We start from the raw sequence: 21,912 nt of genomic DNA, 5'->3' as shown, positions 1-21,912 counted from the left end.
ACGCCGCCAGCGTTCGTCCTGAGCCAGGATCAAACTCTCACTAAAAAGTTTAATCTGTCTCAAATTTCTTTGAGTTAATCTTAGACGTTCAAAAGAATTGCTGGTTTATCTTTACTTAATATTCTGTTCAATTTTCAAAGACCAATTATTTCATCTCACTCAAGCGACTTTTTCATATTATCACTTTTCAAAGCTTATGTCAATATTTTTTTAATTTTAATTTTTTATCGCATCTCTTCGCGACGAAAATTATCTTATCACTTAAACATAATATTATTTTAACAAACTTTAATCATTATATAAAATTATTCTTATTTTTCTTATAATTTTTCTTTTTTTCTCTATTTTTCTTATTATGATACACTAGGATAAGATTATGGTTATTTTTCTTTTTAATTGCTATATTTTATTTTTATTTAATGAAATCTTACAATAAAAAAAGTACAGTTTATAAGTTTAAGTACTTATTAAACTGTACTTTTTTAAAACTATAATATTTCTCTATCTTCAGTATCTTCCCTATCTATTAATTCATTATCTTCTTCTGATCCAGAAATTTTAGCTATAGCTACAATCTTCTCTTCTTCAGAAGTTCTCATAAGTCTAACTCCCATAGCTGCTCTTCCTGTAACAGATATATCCGATACATTAATTCTTATGGCAATTCCACTTGTATTTATGAGCATAAGTTCATCATCATCTTTACATACAGTAGCTCCTATAAGCTTACCTGTTTTTTCAGATGATTTATATGTTATTAATCCAGAACCGCCTCTTCTTTGAACTTTATAATCACTTAATGGAGTTCTCTTACCATAACCATTTTCACTTATAACTAATAAATCTTCATCCTCTACCACAATATCCATACATACTGCTAAGTCATCAGACTTCAGATTCATTGATTTCACTCCTGATGCTGTTCTCCCCATAGGTCTAACATCTTTTTCACTAAATATTATCGCATTACCCTTTTGAGAAACAATTATTATATTTGCATCTCCTCTAGTTATTTTTGCTTTTAATAGTTCGTCTCCTTCTCTTAAATTTATTGCAATTAAGCCGTTCTTTCTAAGATTTTTAAATTCTGATAAGTTAGTTTTCTTAACTAACCCTTGTTTAGTACCCATGAATAAGTAACCATCTGTTACATCATCATTTATTGTAAGAACAGTCTCTATTCTCTCATCAGGACTTATGGCTATAAGATTAATTATATTTGTACCTTTTGAAGTTCTTCCTGCATCAGGTATTTCATAAGCTCTTAATTTATATACTCTTCCTTTATTTGTAAAGAATAATATATCAGAATGAGTTGATGTTATAACAATATGCTCTACAAAATCATCTTCCTTTGTTGTCATAGCTTGAATACCTCTTCCACCTCTTCTTTGAGCAGAATAGGTATCTGCAGATATTCTCTTTATGTATCCTGCATGAGTTAAAGTAACAACAACTTCTTCTTCTTGTATCAAATCTTCAATATCAATTTCATTTACTGTTTTTTCTATCTTTGTTCTTCTTGGATCATTGTAATTATTTTTTATTTCTAACAATTCTTCTTTTATTACTGATAATAATTTTTCTTCACTTGCTAATATAGAATTTAAATACTCTATTTGTTTCATAAGCTCTGCATATTCTTCTTCTATTTTATCTCTTTCTAAAGCAGTAAGCCTTCTCAATCTCATGTCTAGAATTGCTTGTGCTTGTTTATCGCTTAGGCCAAATCTCTCAATTAAAGTATTTTTAGCTATTTCGGTAGTTTTAGATGATCTAATTATGTTAATAACCTCATCTATATTATCTAAAGCAATCTTTAATCCTTCAAGTATATGAGCTCTTGCCTTTGCTTTATCCAATTCAAATATTGTTCTTCTTGTTACTACTTCTTTTTGGAAATCAATATAATTTCCTAGAATTTCCCTTAAACTTAATATCTTAGGTTCATTATCTACTAAAGCGAGCATTATAATACCAAAAGTATCCTGCATTTTGGTATGCTTATATAAAAGATTTAAAACTACATTTGGATTAGCATCTCTTTTTAATTCAATTACAATCCTCATACCTTCTCTATCTGATTCATCTCTTAAATCAGATATTCCAGTTATTTTTTTATCTTTTACTAAATCAGCTATACTTTCAATTAATTTTGCCTTATTAACTTGATAAGGTATTTCTGTAACAACTATCCTATGCCTTCCATTTTCCTCTTCTATTTCACATTTTGCTCTTACAATCACTTTACCTTTTCCTGTTTCATAGGCCTCTCTTATACCGGAGGTTCCCATTATCACTGCACCAGTTGGAAAATCTGGGCCCTTAATAGCACTCATAAGTTCAGTTGATGTTGAATCAGGATTATCTATAAGCATTATAGTTCCATCAATAACTTCACCTAAATTATGCGGTGGTATATTAGTTGCCATACCAACAGCTATACCTGATGATCCATTAACTAAAAGATTAGGATATCTTGATGGAAGCACAACCGGTTCCTTCTCTTCTCCATCAAAGTTTGGAATAAAATCAACTGTATCTTTATTTATATCTCTTAACATTTCAACAGCAATTTTATTCATTTTGGCTTCAGTATACCTCATAGCAGCTGCCCCATCACCATCCACTGAGCCAAAATTACCATGACCATCTACTAACATATATCTCATTGAGAAATCTTGAGCTAATCTAACCAAAGCATCATATACAGATGTATCTCCGTGTGGATGGTATTTACCTAAAACTTCTCCAACGATTCTTGCACACTTTCTATATCCTTTATCTGGTGTTAATCCAAGCTCATTCATTGAATGTAATATTCTTCTATGAACTGGCTTTAATCCATCTCTAACATCTGGTAACGCACGGCCTACAATTACGCTCATAGCATAATCTATATAACATTTTTTCATTTCTTTGTTTATATCAATAGGAACAATTTTTCCCTCATTAAAATTCATGTACTTACTTCACCTCGTTTTAGTACTAAATATCCAAGTTGCTTACTTTCTTAGCATTCTTTTCTATAAACTCTCTTCTTGGCTCAACCTTATCTCCCATTAGTATTGTAAATATCTCGTCAGCTTCCTTAGCATCTTCTACTGTTGCTTTTAACAATACTCTTTTCTCTGGATCCATTGTTGTATCCCATAACTGAGTAGCATTCATTTCTCCTAGCCCCTTATATCTTTGAATGCTAGTTGAACTATCTTTTCCACCAAGTTCCTTTAAAAGAGTTTCTAATTCTTCATCAGAGTAAACATAATACTCCTTCTTATTCTTTTTAACTTGATATAAAGGTGGCTGTGCTATATAAACATGACCTCCATCTAGCAAGCCCCTCATATATCTAAAGAAGAATGTTAGAAGTAAAGTTCTAATATGAGCCCCATCAACATCGGCATCAGTCATTATTATAATTCTGTTATATCTTAATTTACTTTCATCAAAATCATCACCAATGCCTGCACCAAAGGCAGTAACCATTGCTTTAATAGTATCAGAGGTAAGTATCCTGTCTAATCTTTGTTTTTCAACATTTAATATTTTACCTCTTAAAGGCAGTATAGCTTGGAACCTTCTATCTCTTCCTTGCTTTGCAGAACCACCAGCTGAATCTCCCTCTACTATGTATATTTCACATTCTAATGGATCTTTAGAAGAACAATCTGCTAATTTCCCAGGCAATGTTGATCTTTCTAAGGCTGATTTTCTTGTTAGTTCTCTTGCCTTTCTAGCTGCATCTCTGGCTCTAGTTGCCATCAATGCCTTTTCAACTATTAACTTGCTTATTGAAGGGTTTTCTTCTAAGAATGTAGCTACTCCTTCTGCAGTTATTGAATCTACAATGCTTCTAACTTCTGAATTACCTAGTTTAGTCTTTGTCTGGCCTTCAAACTGAGGATTTGTTATTTTTACTGATACAACAGCAGTTAATCCTTCTCTTACATCATCACCTGATAAATTATTATCCTTCTCTTTTAAATAATTATATCTTCTTGCATAATCATTTATAACCTTAGTCAAGGCAGACTTAAAGCCTGATAGATGAGTTCCCCCCTCTACAGTATCTATATTATTTGCAAAAGAATAAATATTTTCTGTATAGGAATTATTATATTGAAGTGAAACTTCTACGAAAACATCATCTCTCATAGCCTCAATATAAATAGGTTCTTCATGTAAAACCTCTTTATTTTTATTTAAATATAATACGAATTCTCTTATTCCACCTTCAAAGTGATATAATTCTTCCTTTTCTTCTCCCAGCCTTTTATCTATTAATTTTATCTTAATCCCTTTATTTAAAAAGGCAAGTTCTCTAAACCTTTTAGACAAAACTTCAAAATCATAAACTGTGTCTTCAAATATTTCTGCATCCGGTTTAAAAGAAACAGTTGTTCCATGCTCATCAGATTCACCTATTTTAATTAAATCAGTTACTGGATTTCCCCTGGAATATCTTTGTCTCCAGGAGTATCCATCCCTTTTTACTATTACTTCGCACCATTCTGATAGAGCATTAACAACTGATGCACCAACTCCATGTAATCCACCAGAAACTTTATATCCTCCGCCGCCAAATTTTCCTCCAGCATGAAGAACTGTCATTATAACTTCCACACTAGATTTTCCAAGTTTTTCATTTATACCTGTTGGCATTCCTCTACCATCATCTATAACAGTTATGGAATTATCCTCATTTATTAAAACCTCAATATTATTACAAAATCCTGCTAAAGCCTCATCTATACTATTATCAACTATTTCATAAACAAGGTGGTGTAATCCCCTTGAACTTGTACTTCCAATATACATACCTGGTCTTTTTCTAACAGCTTCAAGACCTTCTAAAACTTGAATTTGACTCTCATCATAAGTTTGTGTATTTTTTTCCAATATAATCTCCTCCTAACACAACAGATTTTATATAATTACACGAAGATTTAACATTGGAATCATTAATTATAATCTAAGTTAGCCCTTTTTGTTAATGTTGAAGATGAAATAGGAGATAAGAAAATTTTACTTTTCTTATTAACTTCTGCTATTACAAAAGATTTAGGTTGATGTTCCTTTGATATTCTTTCTACAAATCCATCCTCTTCAGCCATTCTTAAAAAAGAACTTGTATCTGAACTATACATTGTAGTATTTAAATCAAATATTCCAATTATATCTTTTATAGGTACTACTACATTTTCTCCTAAATGCAAAAACATAAAATTCCTCCCTCATCATAGGATTTCTCCATCCTTGACTTTAAAAACTTTAGAACTGTTATCTAAATAATTAGTTAAATCTTCTATACCTGTGCAGGTAATAATGGTCTGAATATCTTGTATTGATGTTAATACATATCTTTTTCTACTAAAATCTAATTCAGATAAAACATCATCTAAAAGCAAAACAGGATATTCTGATGTTATTTCTTTTATTATTTTAAGTGACGAAAACTTTATTGTAAGAACTGCACTTCTTTGCTGTCCTTGAGAACCAAAACTCTTTGCATCTATTTCATTGATAAGAACAGTAAAATCATCTCTATGAGGTCCTATAGTTGTTATTCCTTTTTCTATATCTTTATCTCTATTTTTTACTAAAGCTTCATAAAAGTTTTTCTTTATGTCACCTAATTCTTTTACAGTGCTTATGTATTTAAATTTTATAATTTCTTTTCCTGAAGATATATCCCTGTGTATTTCCTCTCCGTAGAAATTTAATTTATTTATATAATTAAGTCTTTCTATTATGATATTATGCCCAAATTCAGCCAATTGAATATCATATATATCTAGCATTTCCTTATCTAAATTTCTATTTTTCAATAATAAATTTCTCTCAATTAAAACCTTATTATATTGTACAAGATTATAATAATATTTTTGATTTAGCTGGCATAATTCCATATCAATAAATTTTCTTCTAACACCAGGAGAATTCTTTATTATTTTTAAATCTTCAGGAGAAAACATAACAACATTAAAGTTCCCAAATAGTTCACCTATTTTGGAAACTTTAACTTTATTTATTTTTATTGCTTTTTTTCCGTCCTTAAGTATACTTATATCAATATTTTTGTCTAACCTTTCTCTTCCAACTAATAAACTTAAATAAGCCCTATCCGCTTTCCAATTTATTAATTCCTTATCCCTTGATGTTCTATGAGATTTTGCAAAGGCACAGTAATATATAGCCTCCAGGATATTGGTTTTCCCTTGAGCATTATCTCCCATAAATACATTTACCTTTTTGCCTAGGGATATATCTAAATATTTATAATTTCTATAATTCAATAATTGTAATTTTTTAATATACATTGCAACACCTATTTTAATTATATCATAATTAGAAGAATAAAAGTAATTATTAGTTTTCTGAGCTATTAGTAATATTTTTATACAACTTTATACTTTTCACCATTAAATTCTACAATATCTCCAGGTCTAATCTTTTTCCCTCTTTGAGTACAAATTTCATTATTTACTTTTACTTCTTCATTTAAAATATAAATTTTAGCTTCAGCTCCTTGAGATGCTGCTCCGCACCATTTTAAAAATGAATCTAATTTTATAAATTCGGTATTTATTTTAATTTCTTTCATTTCCATTTTTCTGCATAATTATTCAAAAACTATGCATAACTCTCCTTTCATTATCTCATTAATCTTACAGGAAGAACAAGATATCTTGAATTATCATTTGATTTGCACCTTATAATACAAGGACTAACACTAGATGTCATTTCCATATAAATTTCATTTTCATCTATATTTTTAAGAACATCTAAAATATATCTAGAGTTAAATGCAATTTGTAATTCGCCACCTTGCAAATTTACATTTAATTCTTCTCTAACTTTTCCCAATTGAGAATTCGAAGTTATAATAACAGTATCTTCATTAAAGTCTAATTTTATTAAATTACTGTTGCTATCCTTAGACATTAAAGAAGCTCTTTCAATACAGCTTTGTAAATCTTGTCTATTTACTTCCACTAAAATCTTGTGTTCTTGTGGTAATAATGATACATAGTTAACAAATTTTCCTTCTAATAATCTAGATACAATTTTGGTTTTATTTAAATTAAATAATATATGATTATCAGTAAAAGTAATTTTAACAAGTTCACTTACGTCTTCTAAAATTTTTGCTACTTCATTTAAAGTTTTTCCTGGTATTACCACATCAATATTATCATCAGAACCTAAGTATTCACTTCTAACAGCCATTCTATATCCATCTAAGGCAACTAAATTTAATTTTTTATCTTTAATTTCGAATAAAATTCCTTGAAGTATTGGTCTCGTTTCATCTTGTGCAACTGCAAAAGATGTTCCTCTTATCATACTTTTTAATATATCTTGAGGTACTTCAACTGATATATTTTCTTTTATTTCTGGTAAGGATGGATAATCTTCAGCTTTCATATAAACTAAGTTAAATATAGATTTTTCACAAGTTATTTGTATTATATCATTATCAAGAGTTTCTATATAAATATCTGAATTAGGTAATTTTCTTATTATTTCACTAAATATTTTTGAATCAACTACAATAGTTCCTTCTTCTATTACATCCGCTTCAACAAAAGTTTCTATTGATAAATCCATATCTGATCCTATAAGTGTCAATCCATTTTTAGAAGTTTTAATATATATTCCTTCTAATATTGGCATTGTAGTTTTACCTGTTATTGCTTTATTTGAAATTGATATTCCTTCTTGTAATTTTTGTTTTTCACAATTAAATTTCATATAAGATCCTCCTTATATAGATAAAATAAATTAGATATAAAATATAGTAATAGTAGTAATAGGGGCTGTGAATTTGTTGAAAAGTATTTATAAGCCCGTATATAAGTAAATTTTTGTGTAAAAAATATTGTGGATAAGTTAAGCAATAGATACAATTCTTATCCACAGTATAAACAATGATTATTTTTAAAAAAGTTATCCACAAGCAATTCAATAAAAATTATGTACAATTGTTGATTAATTTTGAGTGAGTTTCTTAGTTAAATCATTTATTGTATGCTGTAGACTTTCATCTTTTGTTAAGTTATCTGAAATCTTTTCATATGCATGTATTACAGTTGAATGATCCCTGCCTCCAAATTCTTCACCTATTTTAGGTAGGGACATATCAGTAAGTTTTCTGCATAAATACATAGCTATCTGTCTTGGATGCGCAATATTCCTTGTTCTTCTTTGGGATTTTAATTCCTCAACTCTAATATTGAAATAAGTGGCTACGACATCCTGAATTAAATCTATAGTAATGCTTTGATTTTGCTTACTTGAGATGATGTCTTTTAAAGCTTCACTAGCTAAATCAACAGTAATTGGTCTGTTAGTTAAAGATGAGTAGGCAACAATTCTAATTAATGCTCCTTCAAGTTCTCTTATATTAGACTTTATTTTTGTAGCAATATAGACCATAACTTCGTTTGCAACACTTAATTTTTCAACTTCAGCTTTCTTTTTTAAAATGGCCATTCGTGTTTCAAAATCTGGTGGTTGAATATCGGCAATTAATCCCCATTCAAATCTTGAACGAAGCCTATCTTCTAAAGTAGGAATTTCTTTCGGTGGTCTATCTGATGATAAAATTATTTGTTTATTAGCATCGTGTAATGCATTAAAGGTGTGGAAAAATTCTTCTTGAGTTCTTTCTTTGCCAGCTATAAATTGAATATCGTCTATTAATAAGATATCCACATTTCTATATTTATTTCTAAATTCTTCATTTCTATCATCTCTTATTGCATTTATTAGCTCATTAGTAAACTTTTCTGAAGAAACGTAGACTACTTTTGCATTTGGATTGCTTTGCAAAATATAATGGCCAATTGCATGCATTAAGTGAGTTTTACCTAGACCAACTCCCCCATAAATAAATAAGGGATTGTATGCTTTAGCTGGGGCTTCAGCAACAGCCAGGGATGCTGCATGAGCAAATCTATTGCTATTACCGACAACGAAAGAATTAAAGGTATATTTTGGGTTTAATGTACTGGACATTTCATCGTTAACAGTAACAGATGATGTTGTAGTTCCTTTTCTTTTATTTTCTTCCTTTTCTTTTTCCTTTTCTTCAGCTTCTAGAACATCAGATTCAAGAATAAATTTAATTTTATAAGATTTAGAGCAGGCTGCTTCTATAGAATTTATAACTAAATCCTTATATCTTTTTTCTAAAATATCTTGAGTGAAAGAATTGGGAACGCTGAGTGTTATTGTATCGGAAGATATTGAAATAGGATTACAGCTTTTTATCCAAGTATTGAAGCTAACTTCACTCATTTCTCCCTTTATAATATTTAATGTTTTTTCCCATAATGATGTTAGATCATTATTCATTACATATCCTCCATAAAAATTTTTTATAAAAATTAGTAACATTTATTCAACAAATTTATTAACAAACATAAACAAGTGTTAATAAGTTAAAAGATAATATGCACATGTTAATAATTATGTTGATTAAATAGAACCAAAAAAAATATTCACAATATAATTATGTACAAATATTAACATTGTTAACACTATAATAGCCCAGTATTTAAAAGATTATTTTAAAATTTTTAAAAGATATTAATAAAAATAACACAAACTATCCACAAAGTTATCAACAATTGTGGATAACCTTTTAAGTAAATAAAATTATTCACAGGTAATATTAATAATAACATAAGTTAAATGATGTATTCAATAAGTTATCCACAAAAAGTGGACAATATTATATATTTTATCAACAAAATTAGAAATTTATATTGTATTGACATCAAAAGTTGATATATATATAATAAGAAGGTGAATTTAATAATTAGGATTATAGTAGTTTGCTATAGATCTACAGAATTTTATTATTTAAAGGGGGTGTAATGATATGTTCATGACATACCAACCAAAAAAGAAACAAAGAAAAAAAGAACATGGTTTCAGAAAAAGAATGAAAACTAAATCAGGTAGAAATGTTCTTAAGAGAAGAAGACAAAAAGGTAGAAAGAGATTAACAGCATAAGGGCCGCATACAGTGGCCTTTTTCTGCAATGCAGAAAAAAGGAGACTGAATTTCCAATGGTATACAGAATAAAAAAAAATAATGAGTTTAAATTAGTGTATAGAAGAGGAAAATCAATAGCTAATAATCTTTTAGTTTTATATATTTATAAAAATAACAAGAATAAAACAAAAGAAAACATTTCCTATAATAGAATTGGTATATCTGTTAGTAAAAAAGTTGGTAATAGTGTAGTTCGAAGCAGAAGTAAACGATTGATATCTGAAAGTTATAGATTAAATAAGGATAGTTTAAAAGAAGGATATGATTTTGTTTTTATTGCAAGAAATGCAATAAAGGGAAAGGACTATTTTGAAGTTGAAAATGCTATGAAGAAACTTTTTAAAAAGGCAGGATTATATAAGGAATGATAAAAAGGATACTTCTAAAATCTATACATTTATATAGGAAATATATTTCACCAATGAGACCACCGAAGTGCATATTTGTTCCGAGTTGCTCTCAATATGCTATTGAAGCAATAACCAAATATGGTTCACTAAAAGGTGGATTTTTAGCTATAAAGAGAATATTGAGGTGTCATCCATGTTCCAGGGGAGGGTATGACCCATTAAAATAAGGAGGTTACTATGAACGGTTTAACGCAATTCTTGACTAATGCTTTTGAGGGACTTCATGACTGGATTATTTCATTATTTAATATGGAGCCGAGTGGAGTATCCTATGTATTAACAATTGCAATCTTTACATTAATTATAAGATTGTTAATATTACCTTTTAATATTAAGTCAAGCAGATCTAGTGCAAGATTACAAGAAATTCAACCGCAGTTAAATGCGATACAAAAGAAATATGCAAATGACCCTAAAAAAATGCAAGAAGAATATAATAAGTGCTTAAAAGAAAATAATGCTAGTATGTTTGGAGGTTGTTTACCATCATTATTACCATTACCAATACTATTTGCATTGTATGCAGTATTTAATAGTATAAGTCCAGATGCAATGAAAAGCGCATCATTCTTATGGATACCAAATGTATTTGAGAAAGATCCTTACTTTATATTACCAGTTCTAGCATTCTTAAGTACTTATTTACCAACTATGTTATTATCAAAAGCAACTCCTAAAAATGAAAATTCTCCTAATATGGGAAGTATGAATATAATGATGGCTGGTATGATGGGTATTATGGCTTTAAATTTTAAAGCTATCTTAGTTATTTACTGGGTAATAGGTGGAGTTATTCAATTAATACAAACTTATTTTGTAAATTATTTACCTGCAAAGAAAAAACAAGAAGAAAAAGTAGAATTAGAAAAATACAAAGCTATGGAAAATGCAAAAAAAGCAACACCAAAGACTAGAAAAAGATAAAAAAGAGATAGGATTTTACTAGGTGGTGAATAGGGTATGAAAACATTAGAAATGACAGGTAAAACTGTAAGTGAAGCTTTACAAAATGCTTTGAGGGATTTAAACTTAACTGAAGATAAGGTAGAATACGAAGTTTTAGAGGAAGGCAGTAAGGGATTTTTTAATCTGATAGGAAGTAAGCCTGCAAGAATTATAGTAAAAGTCAAAAGAGATTATAAAGAGGAAGCAATAACATTCTTAAGAAGTATTTGTGATAACATGGGTATAAAGGCTGAAATTAGAATAAGAGAAGAAGAAGATTCTCTTTATATAAATTTAAGTGGTCCTAAAATGGGATTAATTATTGGATATAGAGGAGAAACCTTAGATGCGCTTCAATATTTAGTATCTTTAGTAGTGAATAAAAATCATGATGAGTCATATAAAAAAGTTATTTTAGATACTGAAAATTATAGGAAGAAGAGGGAAGAAACTCTAATAAGAGTTGCAGAAAAAGTTGCTTATAAAGTAAGAAGAAGTAAAAGAGCTTATAAGCTTGAGCCTATGAATCCATATGAAAGAAGAATTATACACTCAGCATTGCAAGGCAATGAATATGTTTATACATTTAGTGAAGGTGAAGAACCACATAGAAGAGTTGTTGTTGACATTAGAAAATAAAGGTAAGGAAGCCAATGGCTTTCCTACCTTTATTTATTTTGACTAAATAAAAATAGTTTTGTACAATGAATATTAGTTAAAAAGGGATATAATATTAAATACGAAAATCGGTGTTAAATGAATATTATAGACAGTTTTATATAGATAAATATACAAAGAAGGAGGTTAGAAGTATGAGAGAATTTGATACGATAAGTGCTATATCAACTGCCATAGGAGAGGGTGGAATTGCCATTATTAGAGTTTCGGGCGATAAGGCTTTAGATATTGTTTCAAAGATATTTAGAGCTAAAAATGGCAAGGATATAAAAGATATGAAGACTTATACTATGAGATATGGCCATATTATAGATATAGATACCAAGGAAGCTATTGATGAAGTAATTATAAGCTTTATGAAGGGACCAAGAAGTTATACTGCGGAAGATGTAGTAGAAATTAATTGTCACGGAGGCGTTACTTCAACTAATAAGGTTCTTGAAATGACAATTAAGGCAGGAGCTAGATTAGCTGAACCTGGAGAATTTACTAAGAGAGCATTTTTAAATGGAAGAATAGATTTATCTCAAGCAGAAGCTGTTATGGATTTAATTACTGCCAAAACAGATTTAGCAATGAAATCTGCATTGATGCAAAGCAATGGTTCTTTATCAAGGGAAATAGGTAAATTAAATGAATATTTACTAAATGTATTAGCATTAATTGAATACGCAGTAGATTTTACTGAAGATGAGGAAGAAATTGATCCTAGTATACCAGCTAGAGTAAGGGAGAGCCTAGAAGAAGCTCTTAATAATATAAATAGATTAATGAAAAATGCAGATGAAGGAAGAATTATTAGAGATGGATTAAGCCTTGCAATTGTAGGTAAACCTAATGTAGGAAAATCATCTTTACTTAATGTTTTACTAAGAGAAAAGAGAGCTATTGTAACGGATATTGCAGGAACAACAAGAGATGTAATTGAAGAATATATAAATTTGGACGGAATACCAGTGAAAATTATTGATACTGCTGGTATTAGAGAGACGGAAGATATAGTAGAGAGAATAGGGGTAGAAAAGTCTAAAGAAAAAATTGAAGAGGCTGATTTAGTATTATTAGTATTGGATACTTCAAGAGAATTAGATAAGGAAGATTTTGAAATTATAGAAGCAGTAAAAAATAAAAAGACTATCCTTTTATTAAATAAAATAGATTTAGAAAATAAAATTGATTTAAAACTTGTAGAAGCTTTTGAACATAAAATAAAGATATCGGCTAAGGAAGATTTAGGAATTGATAAATTAAAAGAAGAAGTAAAAAATATGTTCTTTAATGGAACTATTGATAGTGAAAGCTTAGTTATTTCTAATTCAAGACATAAGCAAGCTTTAATAAGAGCAAAAGAAAATTGTGAAAAAGCTATCATAAGTGTTAAAAATAATGAATATCTTGATTTGGTTTCTATATATGTAATTTCAGCATTAAAAGCATTAGGGGAAATTACAGGTACAGAACTAGAAGAAGATTTAGTTAACAAAATATTTAAAGAATTTTGTTGTGGAAAGTAAGGAGAAGTAAGGAGAATGAAAAGATACGAAGCAGGACAATATGATGTAGTAGTTGTTGGAGCTGGTCATGCTGGTTGCGAGGCTGCTTTAGCTTCTGCTAGAATGGGATTAAAAACATTAGTATGTACAAATAATCTAGATTCAATAGCAATGATGCCATGTAATCCTAATATAGGAGGTACTGCTAAGGGCCATTTAGTAAGAGAGATAGATGCTTTAGGCGGTGAAATGGGCATTAATATAGATAATACTTATATACAATCAAGAATGCTTAATACTTCAAAGGGACCAGCGGTTCATTCATTAAGAGCACAAGCTGATAAAAAGAAATATCAAAATAGAATGAAGCAGGTTCTTGAGAAGCAGGAAAACTTAGACTTAAGACAATTAGAAGTAATAGAATTAGATGTAGAAGATGGAAAAGTAAGAGGCGTTTTAACAAGAAATGGAGGATATTTTTCTGCTAAAGCGGTAATATTAACAACTGGAACTTATTTAAGAGCAAGTATAATAATTGGAGATGTTAAATATAATAGCGGGCCAAATGGATTAGCAGCAGCAAATGAATTGTCTAAATCATTAATAGACTTGGGGATTTCTTTAAGAAGATTTAAAACAGGTACACCTGCAAGAATTAATAAAAGATCTGTTGATTTCTCAAAAATGATAAGGCAGCCAGGAGATGAGAAGGTAGTGCCATTTTCATTCATGAGTGGTGATATTAGCAGGGAGCAAGTTGATTGCTGGCTGACTTATACAAGTGAAGAAACTCACGAAATAATAAGGAAGAATATAGATAGATCACCAATGTATAATGGATTAATAGAGGGAATAGGCCCAAGATACTGTCCATCTATCGAAGATAAGGTTATGAGATTCCCAGACAGAGATAGACATCAATTATTTATTGAACCAGAAGGAGAAGACACTCAAGAAATGTACATTGGAGGAATGTCATCATCCTTACCAGAAGAGGTACAGATACAAATGATAAGAACTGTTCCAGGTTTAGAAAGTGCTGAAATTTTAAGAACAGGTTATGCTATAGAGTATGATTCAATAGATCCAACTCAGTTAAAGCCAACTCTTGAGTTTATAAATATTGAAGGACTATATGGAGCAGGCCAATTAAATGGAAGTTCAGGTTATGAAGAAGCTGGAGCACAGGGAATAGTTGCTGGTATTAATGCGGCTTTAAAAATCCAAGGAAAGGAACCAATGATTTTAACACGTTCAGATGGATATATAGGAGTTCTTATAGATGATTTAGTTACTAAGGGAACAAATGAACCTTATAGAATGATGACTTCTAGAGCTGAATATAGACTTCTTTTGAGACAGGATAATGCTGATTTTAGATTAACTGAAATAGGATATAGAGTTGGCCTTGTAACTGAAGAAAGATATAAAAAGTTCTTGGAAAGAAAGAATGCAGTTGAAAGTGAAGTTGAAAGACTAAAAAATCTACAAATAACAAATAAGAAAGAAGTAAATGATATATTAATTTCCTTAGGATCAACGGAATTAAAGAAGCCAATTAGCTTTTATGAACTTATTAAAAGACCAGAACTAGATTATTTTAAATTAGCTTCCTTAGATCCAGATAGACCAAATTATAGTGAAGATATAGGGGAACAAATAAATATAATAACTAAATATGAAGGATATATTGAAAGTCAATTAGAACAAGTAAGACAATTTAAGAAGTTTGAAAATAAATTATTACCAGAAGATATTGATTATAATGATGTTAAGGGATTAAGAACTGAAGCTATTCAAAAGCTTTCAAAAATAAGGCCTATAAGTATAGGTCAAGCATCGAGAATATCAGGAGTTTCACCTGCTGATATATCTGTTTTATTAATTTATTTAGAGCATAAATATAAAAAATAATTTTCTTTGGAGGCAGTAATGGAATTTTTTCAATTAATGAAAGAAGCTTCTTTAGAAGCAGGTGTTGATTTGTCAGAAGAGCAATATAATCAATTTATAAAATATATGAAACTTCTTCAGGAGTGGAATGAAAAAATAAATTTAACAGCGATTACAGAGGATGAGGAAATAATAAAGAAACATTTCATAGATTGTATAAAGGCATTTAAGTCAGAAGCAATAAAAAATGCTAAAAATATAATAGATATTGGGACAGGTGCTGGATTTCCTGGGCTGCCTATAGCTATTATGAATCCTAATGCTCAGGTAACATTATTAGATTCCTTAAATAAAAGAATTAATTTTCTTAATTTGGTTATAGGAGAATTAGGTTTAAAGAATGTAGTAACAATACATTCTAGAGCAGAAGATGGGGCAAGAAATAAGGATCTTAGAGAAAAATTTGATATTGCTACTTCTAGAGCAGTAGCTAACATGGCTGTGCTATCAGAATTTTGCCTTCCTTATGTAAGAGTAAATGGTTATTTTGTAGCATTAAAGGGACCTGCTATAGAAGAGGAATTAAAAGATGGACAAAAGGCAATAGAAGTTTTAGGCGGAGAATTAAAGAGTATTATTGAAGTAAATATAGAAGGATCCGATTTAAATCATAATATTGTAGAAATAAAAAAGATAAAACCTTGTCCAAAAACTTATCCAAGAAAAGCGGGAACTGTAAAGAAAAAACCAATAAAATAAATCTATATTCTACAAAATTGTACAATATAATTAGTCGATAAATAATATACAGATAATTTATATAATGAGTTTTGTAAATAATTAATATTTAATATAGGAATTTGTCTTACAATATTAAGGAACAAAAAGAAGGAATTTAGAGAAGAAAATAGAATTTTTAATTTATTGAAAAAACGGTGATTCATAATAGTAGGGGATGGTTGATCGCATATGAATAAGGAAATTACTAGTATAAGGGTTGATAAGATATTTCCAAATACTTATCAACCTAGAAGATTTTTTAATGAAGAAGCATTAGAAGAATTATCTGAATCTATAAAGACTCATGGAATAATACAACCTATTACAGTTAGAAAAAGGGGAGAAAATTATGAACTAGTAGCAGGAGAAAGAAGATGGAGAGCTGCTAGAATGGCAGAGCTTGAAGAAATACCTTGTAATATTGTAGATATTACAGATACTCAATCTGCAGAAATAGCATTACTTGAAAATCTCCAAAGAGAGGATTTAAACTTTATAGAAGAAGCAGAAGCTTACTATAACCTCATCCATGATCATAAGTTTACACAAGAAGAATTAGCTAAAAGAATGGGAAAAAAACAATCCACTATTGCTAATAAATTAAGGCTATTAAAATTAAGCTCAAAAGTTAGGGAGCTTTGTATTGAACATAAACTTACAGAAAGGCATGCAAGAGCTTTATTATCTTTACCAAATGAAGAATTGCAATTAAAAGTTATTGATAAAATTGTAAAAAATTCTTTAAATGTTAAGGCGACAGAAGAGATTATTAATAAAGAACTTCTAAAGTTAGCGGGAGAGGAATTAAATAATAAAGATAAAAAGAAAGTAAAGAGTATATTTCCTGCGAAATTATATGTTAATACTATTAAACAGGTTTTCAGTAAATTTAATATACCCGCAGAATATAAATTTAAGGATACTGATGAATTTATTCAGGTTACAGTTACTATCCCTAAAAAGTAATATTCTGATTTATAAAATAAAATATAATTAACATAACTTTATAATTGACTATTAACTTAAGCAATTCATAATTTATTTATTACTTTTCAGTTAATAAATAAATTATTTTTGCTTGTTAATTGTCAATTTTTTTATGTGCATATATTTATTTGGATTATCTAAACCTAATATTTGAAAAAATAAATTATAAATTTTAATAAGATTATAAATATAAATATCAATTTTATTATGTTAATCTTTAATTATGAAATAAAAGTAGATATAATATTATTAGGGAAGGGGGTGGAGCTCTTAAAATAGAGCTTATGAAAAAGATTTGCATATTTAATCAAAAGGGCGGAGTAGGAAAAACAACTACAAATATAAATTTATGTGCATATCTTGCACTGGAAGGTTATAGAGTATTGACAATAGATATAGATCCGCAGGGAAATACAACGAGTGGATTAGGATTAGATAAAAGGAACTTAGAATTATCAATGTATGATGTATTAACAGCAGATGCATCTCTTAGTGAAGTAATAATTAGAAGCGAATTGGTTCAAAACTTATATATAGCACCATCTACAATGGAATTAGCAGGAGCAGAGGTTGAAATAATAGGCAGGGAAGACAGAGAGAGTATTTTAAAAAATAAAATTAAGGAAATAGAAGATGAATATGATTTTATTTTTATAGATTGCCCTCCTTCGTTAGGAGTGTTAACGATAAATGCACTAACTTCTGTTGAATCTGTTCTTATACCTATACAGTGCGAATTTTATGCTTTAGAAGGTGTCAGCCAGTTAATAAATACTATACAGCTAGTTAAGAAGTCTTTGAATAAAAACTTAGAAATTGAAGGCGTAGTAATGACTATGTATGATTATAGAACTAATTTAAGTAATGAAGTTTATAATGAAGTTAAAAATTTCTTTAAGGATAAGGTATATAATACAAAGATTCCTAGAAATATAAGATTAGCAGAAGCACCAAGCTTTGGACTCCCTATAATGTTGTATGATGAAAAATGTAAAGGTGCGGATTCTTATAAGTCTTTAACTAAAGAGTTTTTAAGTAAACAATAAGTAGGTGAAGAGAATGAGTAAAAAATTTGCATTAGGCAAAGGATTAGGTGCATTAATTCCTGAAGATATAAACGTCAAGGAAGAGGTTGAAAAAAATCTTATCAATATAAATTTAATTAGAAGTAATGATAAGCAGCCTAGAAAAAATTTTGATAATGAGAAAATTGCAGAGTTAGCACAATCAATAAAGGAACATGGAATAATTCAACCTATAATTGTAACTAAAAAGGATGATTATTATGTTATTGTTGCTGGTGAAAGAAGATGGAGAGCTGCTAAATTACTGGGGTTAAAAGAAATTCCTGCTTTGGTTATGGATTTAAGTGAAAAAAATATTTTAGAGATTTCTTTAATAGAAAATATTCAAAGACAAGATTTAAATCCGATAGAAGAGGCAATATCTTATAAAAAATTATTAACAGATTTTAATTTAACTCAAGAAGAATTAAGTAAAAGAATTGGTAAATCTAGAGTTTCTATAACAAATACTCTAAGATTAATGAATTTATGTGATACAGTTAAACAGTATCTTATTGATGAAGTAATTACAGAAGGTCATGGAAGAGTGTTATTATCTGTTACTGATGAAAAATTACAATGCGAACTTGCGCAAAAAGTAATCGACGAAAATCTTTCTGTAAGGGAACTTGAAAGAGTAATCAAAAATTTAAATTCTGAGAAAAAAGAAAGAAAGAAAAAGGATGAATTAGATCCTTACTATAAAGAAATTACAGAGAAATTGCAAGATTACTTAGGGACAAAAGTCAATATAAGCAATAAAAACAACAAAGGAAAAATAGAAATTGAATACTATTCAAACGAGGATTTACAAAGAATATTAGAAATAATGAATTTATAATGTTTCACGTGAAACATTTATTTTCTTAATGTTTCACGTGAAACATATTTTTGATAACATTCAAAAGGAGGGACATAATAGATGGAAAATATATTAAATACAATAAATCAGTATTCATCATTTATTATAATTGGATTACTAGGTATAATTATTTTACTTTTTATCATTGTAATATTATTACATAGTTCTATAAATAAATTAGAGAAGAAATATAGAAGATTTATGAGGGGAAGTAATAATAAAAACTTAGAAGAACTTATAACTTCTAAGCTTGAAGAAATAGATAAATCTATGAAGGTATCTGAAGAAGCTTTAAATAAATATGAAGAGTTAAAAGAAGAAATGAAGAGTTGTGTAAATAAAATTGCTATTATGAGATATAAGGCTTTTGAAGATGTAGGAAGTGATTTGAGTTTTTCAATAGCTATATTAGATTCTTATAATGATGGAATTATTTTAACTGGTATATATTCAAGAGAAGATAGTAGGACATATGCTAAACCAGTAGATAAGGGCATATCAAGATACGAATTATCTGAAGAAGAAACTTATGTTTTAAATGAAGCAATAAATAAAAAATTATAAAGGAAAATATAGATAAATTAAAAAGGAGTTATTTCAAAGGAATTTTGAATTACTCCTTTTTTGTTAAAGATTAAGTAATGAAAGTTATTTAAATATTATATAGAGTTTTTTTATTATTTAATTTTGATGCCGCCAAAGTAAAGTGAAGAATTCCTTTATAAATCACTTCTACTAAATTCATAACTACATACAGTCTAGTATTTTGCAATACTAAAAATTCAAAATTTCCAGAAATGTTTACTATTCCTGTTATGCTTAAATCACCAACCTTAGGAAGGTTTTTATTTAAAGCAAGACCTGGACTTAAGGGCTTATTTTCTATAAAAATTTTTCCGATATTATTGATTTTACCAAGACAAGCATCTATTGCCACAATGTATGGATTAGAAAAACTGCTATGTATTTTATCTAAAATAGAAACTAAGTTTTTTGAATGGACTGGACTTTCTAACGTTCCATAAACATAGAATTTATTTTTAGGCATTAATGGTTTTAATTTATGCCCAACTAAAGGGCCTAAAGAGTCTCCTGTACATCTATCTGTTCCAATACATAAAAAGATAATTTCTCTATTTGATAAAAGAACATTATTTAAATTTTTTAAAAGAAAATTTTTAATTTCTAAATAAGTGTTTGGCATAAAGGAATCAACAGAAAAATTTGAACCCATAAAAAACCTCCTTTATTGAAATTATTAACAATAAAGGAGATAACTATACAATAAAATTTATTTTAATTTTGCAATATTATTTATAGAATCTATAACATATTTAATTTCATCTATTGTATTAAAGTAGCTGATACTTAAGCGGACAGTTCCTGAAGGATAAGTACCTATAGTTTTATGAGCTAAAGGGGCACAATGTAATCCAGATCTATTTTTTATATTATAATAACTGTCTAAAATATAAGATAATTCAGAAGTATCCATGCCTTTTATATTAAAGGATAAGCAAGAAGTATAATAGTTATATTTTTCTATATCATCATATAATATAACATTATTAATGTTATGAAGTTCTTTTAGTAAATTAGAACGTAAAAAAGAATTCTTTTGATATATAGTATTAATACCTTCGTTTTTTATAAATTTAACACCTTCTAATAAGCCACATATTCCAGGCATATTTAAAGTTCCAGATTCAAATTTATCTGGCAAAAAGTCTGGCTGCATCAAGGAATAAGATAAGCTTCCTGTTCCGCCGAGAATATAAGGAGAACAAATAGAATTTAATTCATCGCTGATAATAAAACCTCCTATGCCTTGAGGGCCAAAAAGACTTTTATGACCAGTAAAGGTTAGTGCACTTAAATTTAAATCTTTAAAATCTATATTAAGAACTCCAGCGCTTTGAGCTGAATCTATTATAAAGAATATATTATGATTTTTGCATATTTCACCAATTTCTTTTATGGGTTGTATTGATCCAAAAACATTAGAAGCATGATTTATTATAACTAACTTTGTATTTTTCTTTAGCTTATTTTCTATATCTGATGGAGATATAAAACCAAAATTATTAGCTGATACAATATCAAGATCAATAATTTGATTATTTTTTAAGTGATAAAGGGGTCTGATAACTGAATTATGCTCCATGGAAGAGGTTATAACATGATCACCTTTTTTTAAAATTCCATTAATTAATATATTTAAGGAAGAAGTAATATTCGCTGTAAAAATAACGTTTTCTATTTTATCAAAATTAAAAAAATCAGCTAACTTTTCTCTTGCATCTATTAAAAGACGGTTTGTTTCTAAAGCATTATCGTGGTTAGATCTACCTGGATTTCCGCCAATTTTTGTAAGAAAATTATATATTGAATCAGTAACAGCCTTTGGTTTTGGAAAGGTTGTACTTGCGTTATCTAAATAAACCTTCATATTTTACTCCCTACTTTTTATAGTTTAATAATATAAATTATAAAATAAATATTATATATTTACAAAATATATTAAAAAAGTTGTAATTTAAAGCTATTTAAAAAGAATAATCATTATAATATAATTAATTAAAGAAAATTCAATTATACTATAAATTTTCTGATTGTGTAAAGTAAATATGAAAAAATAGCGTAGCTACATGTATAATTACACAATATTGTTCAGTTTTTCTTTAAAATTTAAAAAAATTGATTTAGAAAGCTTGTTTTAAACAAAAAATGG

General features: G+C 28.4%; 21 protein-coding genes. 12 read left to right on the top strand and 9 right to left on the bottom strand.

Features of this window, described 5'->3' with window-relative positions:
• Window positions 1-488: 488 nt before the first annotated feature.
• The 7 genes from gyrA to dnaA all read right to left on the bottom strand — a co-directional run bounded on the left by gyrA (window position 489) and on the right by dnaA (window position 9,363).
• On the bottom strand, window positions 489-2,963 hold the full coding sequence (gyrA, locus tag KQI16_RS05675; protein ID WP_216432727.1) for a DNA gyrase subunit A: 2,475 nt from the start codon (window positions 2,961-2,963) through the stop codon (window positions 489-491).
• Window positions 2,964-2,988: 25 nt separating this feature from the next.
• Entirely contained in the window at window positions 2,989-4,905 is a 1,917-nt protein-coding gene (gyrB, locus tag KQI16_RS05670) for a DNA topoisomerase (ATP-hydrolyzing) subunit B (protein ID WP_442861800.1), read from the bottom strand.
• Window positions 4,906-4,964: 59 nt separating this feature from the next.
• Window positions 4,965-5,225: an extracellular matrix regulator RemB gene (remB, locus tag KQI16_RS05665; protein ID WP_216432725.1), complete on the bottom strand. Its 261-nt coding sequence runs from the start codon at window positions 5,223-5,225 to the stop codon at window positions 4,965-4,967.
• 15 nt (window positions 5,226-5,240) lie between these two features.
• Complete coding sequence (gene recF, locus KQI16_RS05660) at window positions 5,241-6,323, bottom strand: DNA replication/repair protein RecF (protein WP_216432724.1); 1,083 nt, start codon at window positions 6,321-6,323, stop codon at window positions 5,241-5,243.
• A gap of 77 nt (window positions 6,324-6,400) precedes the next feature.
• Window positions 6,401-6,607: a S4 domain-containing protein YaaA gene (gene yaaA, locus KQI16_RS05655; protein WP_216432723.1), complete on the bottom strand. Its 207-nt coding sequence runs from the start codon at window positions 6,605-6,607 to the stop codon at window positions 6,401-6,403.
• Window positions 6,608-6,657: 50 nt separating this feature from the next.
• On the bottom strand, window positions 6,658-7,758 hold the full coding sequence (dnaN, locus tag KQI16_RS05650) for a DNA polymerase III subunit beta (RefSeq protein WP_216432722.1): 1,101 nt from the start codon (window positions 7,756-7,758) through the stop codon (window positions 6,658-6,660).
• A gap of 237 nt (window positions 7,759-7,995) precedes the next feature.
• Entirely contained in the window at window positions 7,996-9,363 is a 1,368-nt protein-coding gene (gene dnaA, locus KQI16_RS05645) for a chromosomal replication initiator protein DnaA (RefSeq protein ID WP_216432721.1), read from the bottom strand.
• 529 nt (window positions 9,364-9,892) lie between these two features.
• On the opposite strand from dnaA, the gene rpmH reads away from it, so the two are divergent.
• From rpmH to KQI16_RS05585, 12 genes are all read left to right on the top strand, one after another.
• The gene (rpmH, locus tag KQI16_RS05640; RefSeq protein WP_119866542.1) at window positions 9,893-10,027 is read left to right on the top strand and encodes a 50S ribosomal protein L34; all 135 of its coding nucleotides are present in this window, start codon (window positions 9,893-9,895) and stop codon (window positions 10,025-10,027) included.
• A 56-nt stretch (window positions 10,028-10,083) separates the two neighbouring features.
• On the top strand, window positions 10,084-10,437 hold the full coding sequence (gene rnpA, locus KQI16_RS05635) for a ribonuclease P protein component (RefSeq protein ID WP_216432720.1): 354 nt from the start codon (window positions 10,084-10,086) through the stop codon (window positions 10,435-10,437).
• Window positions 10,434-10,646 (top strand): membrane protein insertion efficiency factor YidD, encoded by a 213-nt coding sequence (gene yidD, locus KQI16_RS05630; protein ID WP_207652786.1) that lies wholly within the window; start codon window positions 10,434-10,436, stop codon window positions 10,644-10,646. Before rnpA ends, yidD begins: the two co-directional genes overlap by 4 nt.
• A 10-nt stretch (window positions 10,647-10,656) precedes the next feature.
• Window positions 10,657-11,403, top strand: coding sequence for a membrane protein insertase YidC (gene yidC, locus KQI16_RS05625; RefSeq protein WP_216432719.1), 747 nt, complete (start codon window positions 10,657-10,659; stop codon window positions 11,401-11,403).
• Between the two features lie 36 nt (window positions 11,404-11,439).
• Window positions 11,440-12,063, top strand: a complete 624-nt coding sequence (gene jag / locus KQI16_RS05620) for an RNA-binding cell elongation regulator Jag/EloR (protein WP_216432718.1) — start codon at window positions 11,440-11,442, stop codon at window positions 12,061-12,063.
• A 173-nt stretch (window positions 12,064-12,236) separates the two neighbouring features.
• The gene (gene mnmE, locus KQI16_RS05615; RefSeq protein ID WP_216432717.1) at window positions 12,237-13,616 is read left to right on the top strand and encodes a tRNA uridine-5-carboxymethylaminomethyl(34) synthesis GTPase MnmE; all 1,380 of its coding nucleotides are present in this window, start codon (window positions 12,237-12,239) and stop codon (window positions 13,614-13,616) included.
• Window positions 13,617-13,631: 15 nt separating this feature from the next.
• Window positions 13,632-15,509: a tRNA uridine-5-carboxymethylaminomethyl(34) synthesis enzyme MnmG gene (gene mnmG / locus KQI16_RS05610; RefSeq protein ID WP_216432716.1), complete on the top strand. Its 1,878-nt coding sequence runs from the start codon at window positions 13,632-13,634 to the stop codon at window positions 15,507-15,509.
• Between the two features lie 18 nt (window positions 15,510-15,527).
• Window positions 15,528-16,247, top strand: a complete 720-nt coding sequence (gene rsmG / locus KQI16_RS05605) for a 16S rRNA (guanine(527)-N(7))-methyltransferase RsmG (protein WP_216432715.1) — start codon at window positions 15,528-15,530, stop codon at window positions 16,245-16,247.
• A 210-nt stretch (window positions 16,248-16,457) separates the two neighbouring features.
• The gene (noc, locus tag KQI16_RS05600; protein WP_216432714.1) at window positions 16,458-17,234 is read left to right on the top strand and encodes a nucleoid occlusion protein; all 777 of its coding nucleotides are present in this window, start codon (window positions 16,458-16,460) and stop codon (window positions 17,232-17,234) included.
• Window positions 17,235-17,539: 305 nt separating this feature from the next.
• A complete protein-coding gene (locus KQI16_RS05595) occupies window positions 17,540-18,301 on the top strand; it encodes a ParA family protein (RefSeq protein WP_216432713.1) in 762 nt (253 codons plus the stop codon).
• 13 nt (window positions 18,302-18,314) lie between these two features.
• Entirely contained in the window at window positions 18,315-19,160 is an 846-nt protein-coding gene (locus KQI16_RS05590; protein ID WP_216432712.1) for a ParB/RepB/Spo0J family partition protein, read from the top strand.
• 81 nt (window positions 19,161-19,241) lie between these two features.
• Window positions 19,242-19,745, top strand: a complete 504-nt coding sequence (locus KQI16_RS05585) for a DUF4446 family protein (RefSeq protein ID WP_216432711.1) — start codon at window positions 19,242-19,244, stop codon at window positions 19,743-19,745.
• A gap of 88 nt (window positions 19,746-19,833) precedes the next feature.
• Here the strand turns inward: KQI16_RS05585 and yyaC are convergent, their stop codons facing one another.
• Together yyaC and KQI16_RS05575 are read right to left on the bottom strand one after the other, a co-directional pair.
• Window positions 19,834-20,415 carry a spore protease YyaC gene (gene yyaC / locus KQI16_RS05580; RefSeq protein WP_216432710.1) on the bottom strand — a complete coding sequence of 194 codons (582 nt, stop codon included), beginning with the start codon at window positions 20,413-20,415 and terminating at the stop codon, window positions 19,834-19,836.
• Between the two features lie 57 nt (window positions 20,416-20,472).
• Window positions 20,473-21,630, bottom strand: a complete 1,158-nt coding sequence (locus tag KQI16_RS05575) for an aminotransferase class V-fold PLP-dependent enzyme (protein ID WP_216432709.1) — start codon at window positions 21,628-21,630, stop codon at window positions 20,473-20,475.
• Window positions 21,631-21,912 lie beyond the last annotated feature (282 nt).

It is taken from the genome of Caproiciproducens sp. MSJ-32, assembly GCF_018918055.1.
Lineage (GTDB): Bacteria > Bacillota > Clostridia > Clostridiales > Clostridiaceae > Clostridium.
Note: the sequence above shows the minus strand (reverse complement) of the source record. Positions and strands in the feature narration are given on the sequence as shown.

Excerpts from the sequence above, each read along its gene's own strand:
- jag (WP_216432718.1), top strand. The coding sequence starts at position 11,440 with ATGAAAACATTAGAAATGACAGGTAAAACTGTAAGTGAAGCTTTACAA.
- KQI16_RS05585 (WP_216432711.1), top strand. The coding sequence starts at position 19,242 with ATGGAAAATATATTAAATACAATAAATCAGTATTCATCATTTATTATA.
- dnaN (WP_216432722.1), bottom strand. The coding sequence starts at position 7,758 with ATGAAATTTAATTGTGAAAAACAAAAATTACAAGAAGGAATATCAATT.
- KQI16_RS05595 (WP_216432713.1), top strand. The coding sequence starts at position 17,540 with ATGAAAAAGATTTGCATATTTAATCAAAAGGGCGGAGTAGGAAAAACA.
- yyaC (WP_216432710.1), bottom strand. The coding sequence starts at position 20,415 with ATGGGTTCAAATTTTTCTGTTGATTCCTTTATGCCAAACACTTATTTA.
- yaaA (WP_216432723.1), bottom strand. The coding sequence starts at position 6,607 with ATGAAAGAAATTAAAATAAATACCGAATTTATAAAATTAGATTCATTT.
- gyrA (WP_216432727.1), bottom strand. The coding sequence starts at position 2,963 with ATGAATTTTAATGAGGGAAAAATTGTTCCTATTGATATAAACAAAGAA.
- mnmG (WP_216432716.1), top strand. The coding sequence starts at position 13,632 with ATGAAAAGATACGAAGCAGGACAATATGATGTAGTAGTTGTTGGAGCT.
- rsmG (WP_216432715.1), top strand. The coding sequence starts at position 15,528 with ATGGAATTTTTTCAATTAATGAAAGAAGCTTCTTTAGAAGCAGGTGTT.
- KQI16_RS05575 (WP_216432709.1), bottom strand. The coding sequence starts at position 21,630 with ATGAAGGTTTATTTAGATAACGCAAGTACAACCTTTCCAAAACCAAAG.
- yidC (WP_216432719.1), top strand. The coding sequence starts at position 10,657 with ATGAACGGTTTAACGCAATTCTTGACTAATGCTTTTGAGGGACTTCAT.
- rpmH (WP_119866542.1), top strand. The coding sequence starts at position 9,893 with ATGTTCATGACATACCAACCAAAAAAGAAACAAAGAAAAAAAGAACAT.
- KQI16_RS05590 (WP_216432712.1), top strand. The coding sequence starts at position 18,315 with ATGAGTAAAAAATTTGCATTAGGCAAAGGATTAGGTGCATTAATTCCT.
- dnaA (WP_216432721.1), bottom strand. The coding sequence starts at position 9,363 with ATGAATAATGATCTAACATCATTATGGGAAAAAACATTAAATATTATA.
- yidD (WP_207652786.1), top strand. The coding sequence starts at position 10,434 with ATGATAAAAAGGATACTTCTAAAATCTATACATTTATATAGGAAATAT.
- remB (WP_216432725.1), bottom strand. The coding sequence starts at position 5,225 with ATGTTTTTGCATTTAGGAGAAAATGTAGTAGTACCTATAAAAGATATA.
- noc (WP_216432714.1), top strand. The coding sequence starts at position 16,458 with ATGAATAAGGAAATTACTAGTATAAGGGTTGATAAGATATTTCCAAAT.
- mnmE (WP_216432717.1), top strand. The coding sequence starts at position 12,237 with ATGAGAGAATTTGATACGATAAGTGCTATATCAACTGCCATAGGAGAG.
- recF (WP_216432724.1), bottom strand. The coding sequence starts at position 6,323 with ATGTATATTAAAAAATTACAATTATTGAATTATAGAAATTATAAATAT.
- rnpA (WP_216432720.1), top strand. The coding sequence starts at position 10,084 with ATGGTATACAGAATAAAAAAAAATAATGAGTTTAAATTAGTGTATAGA.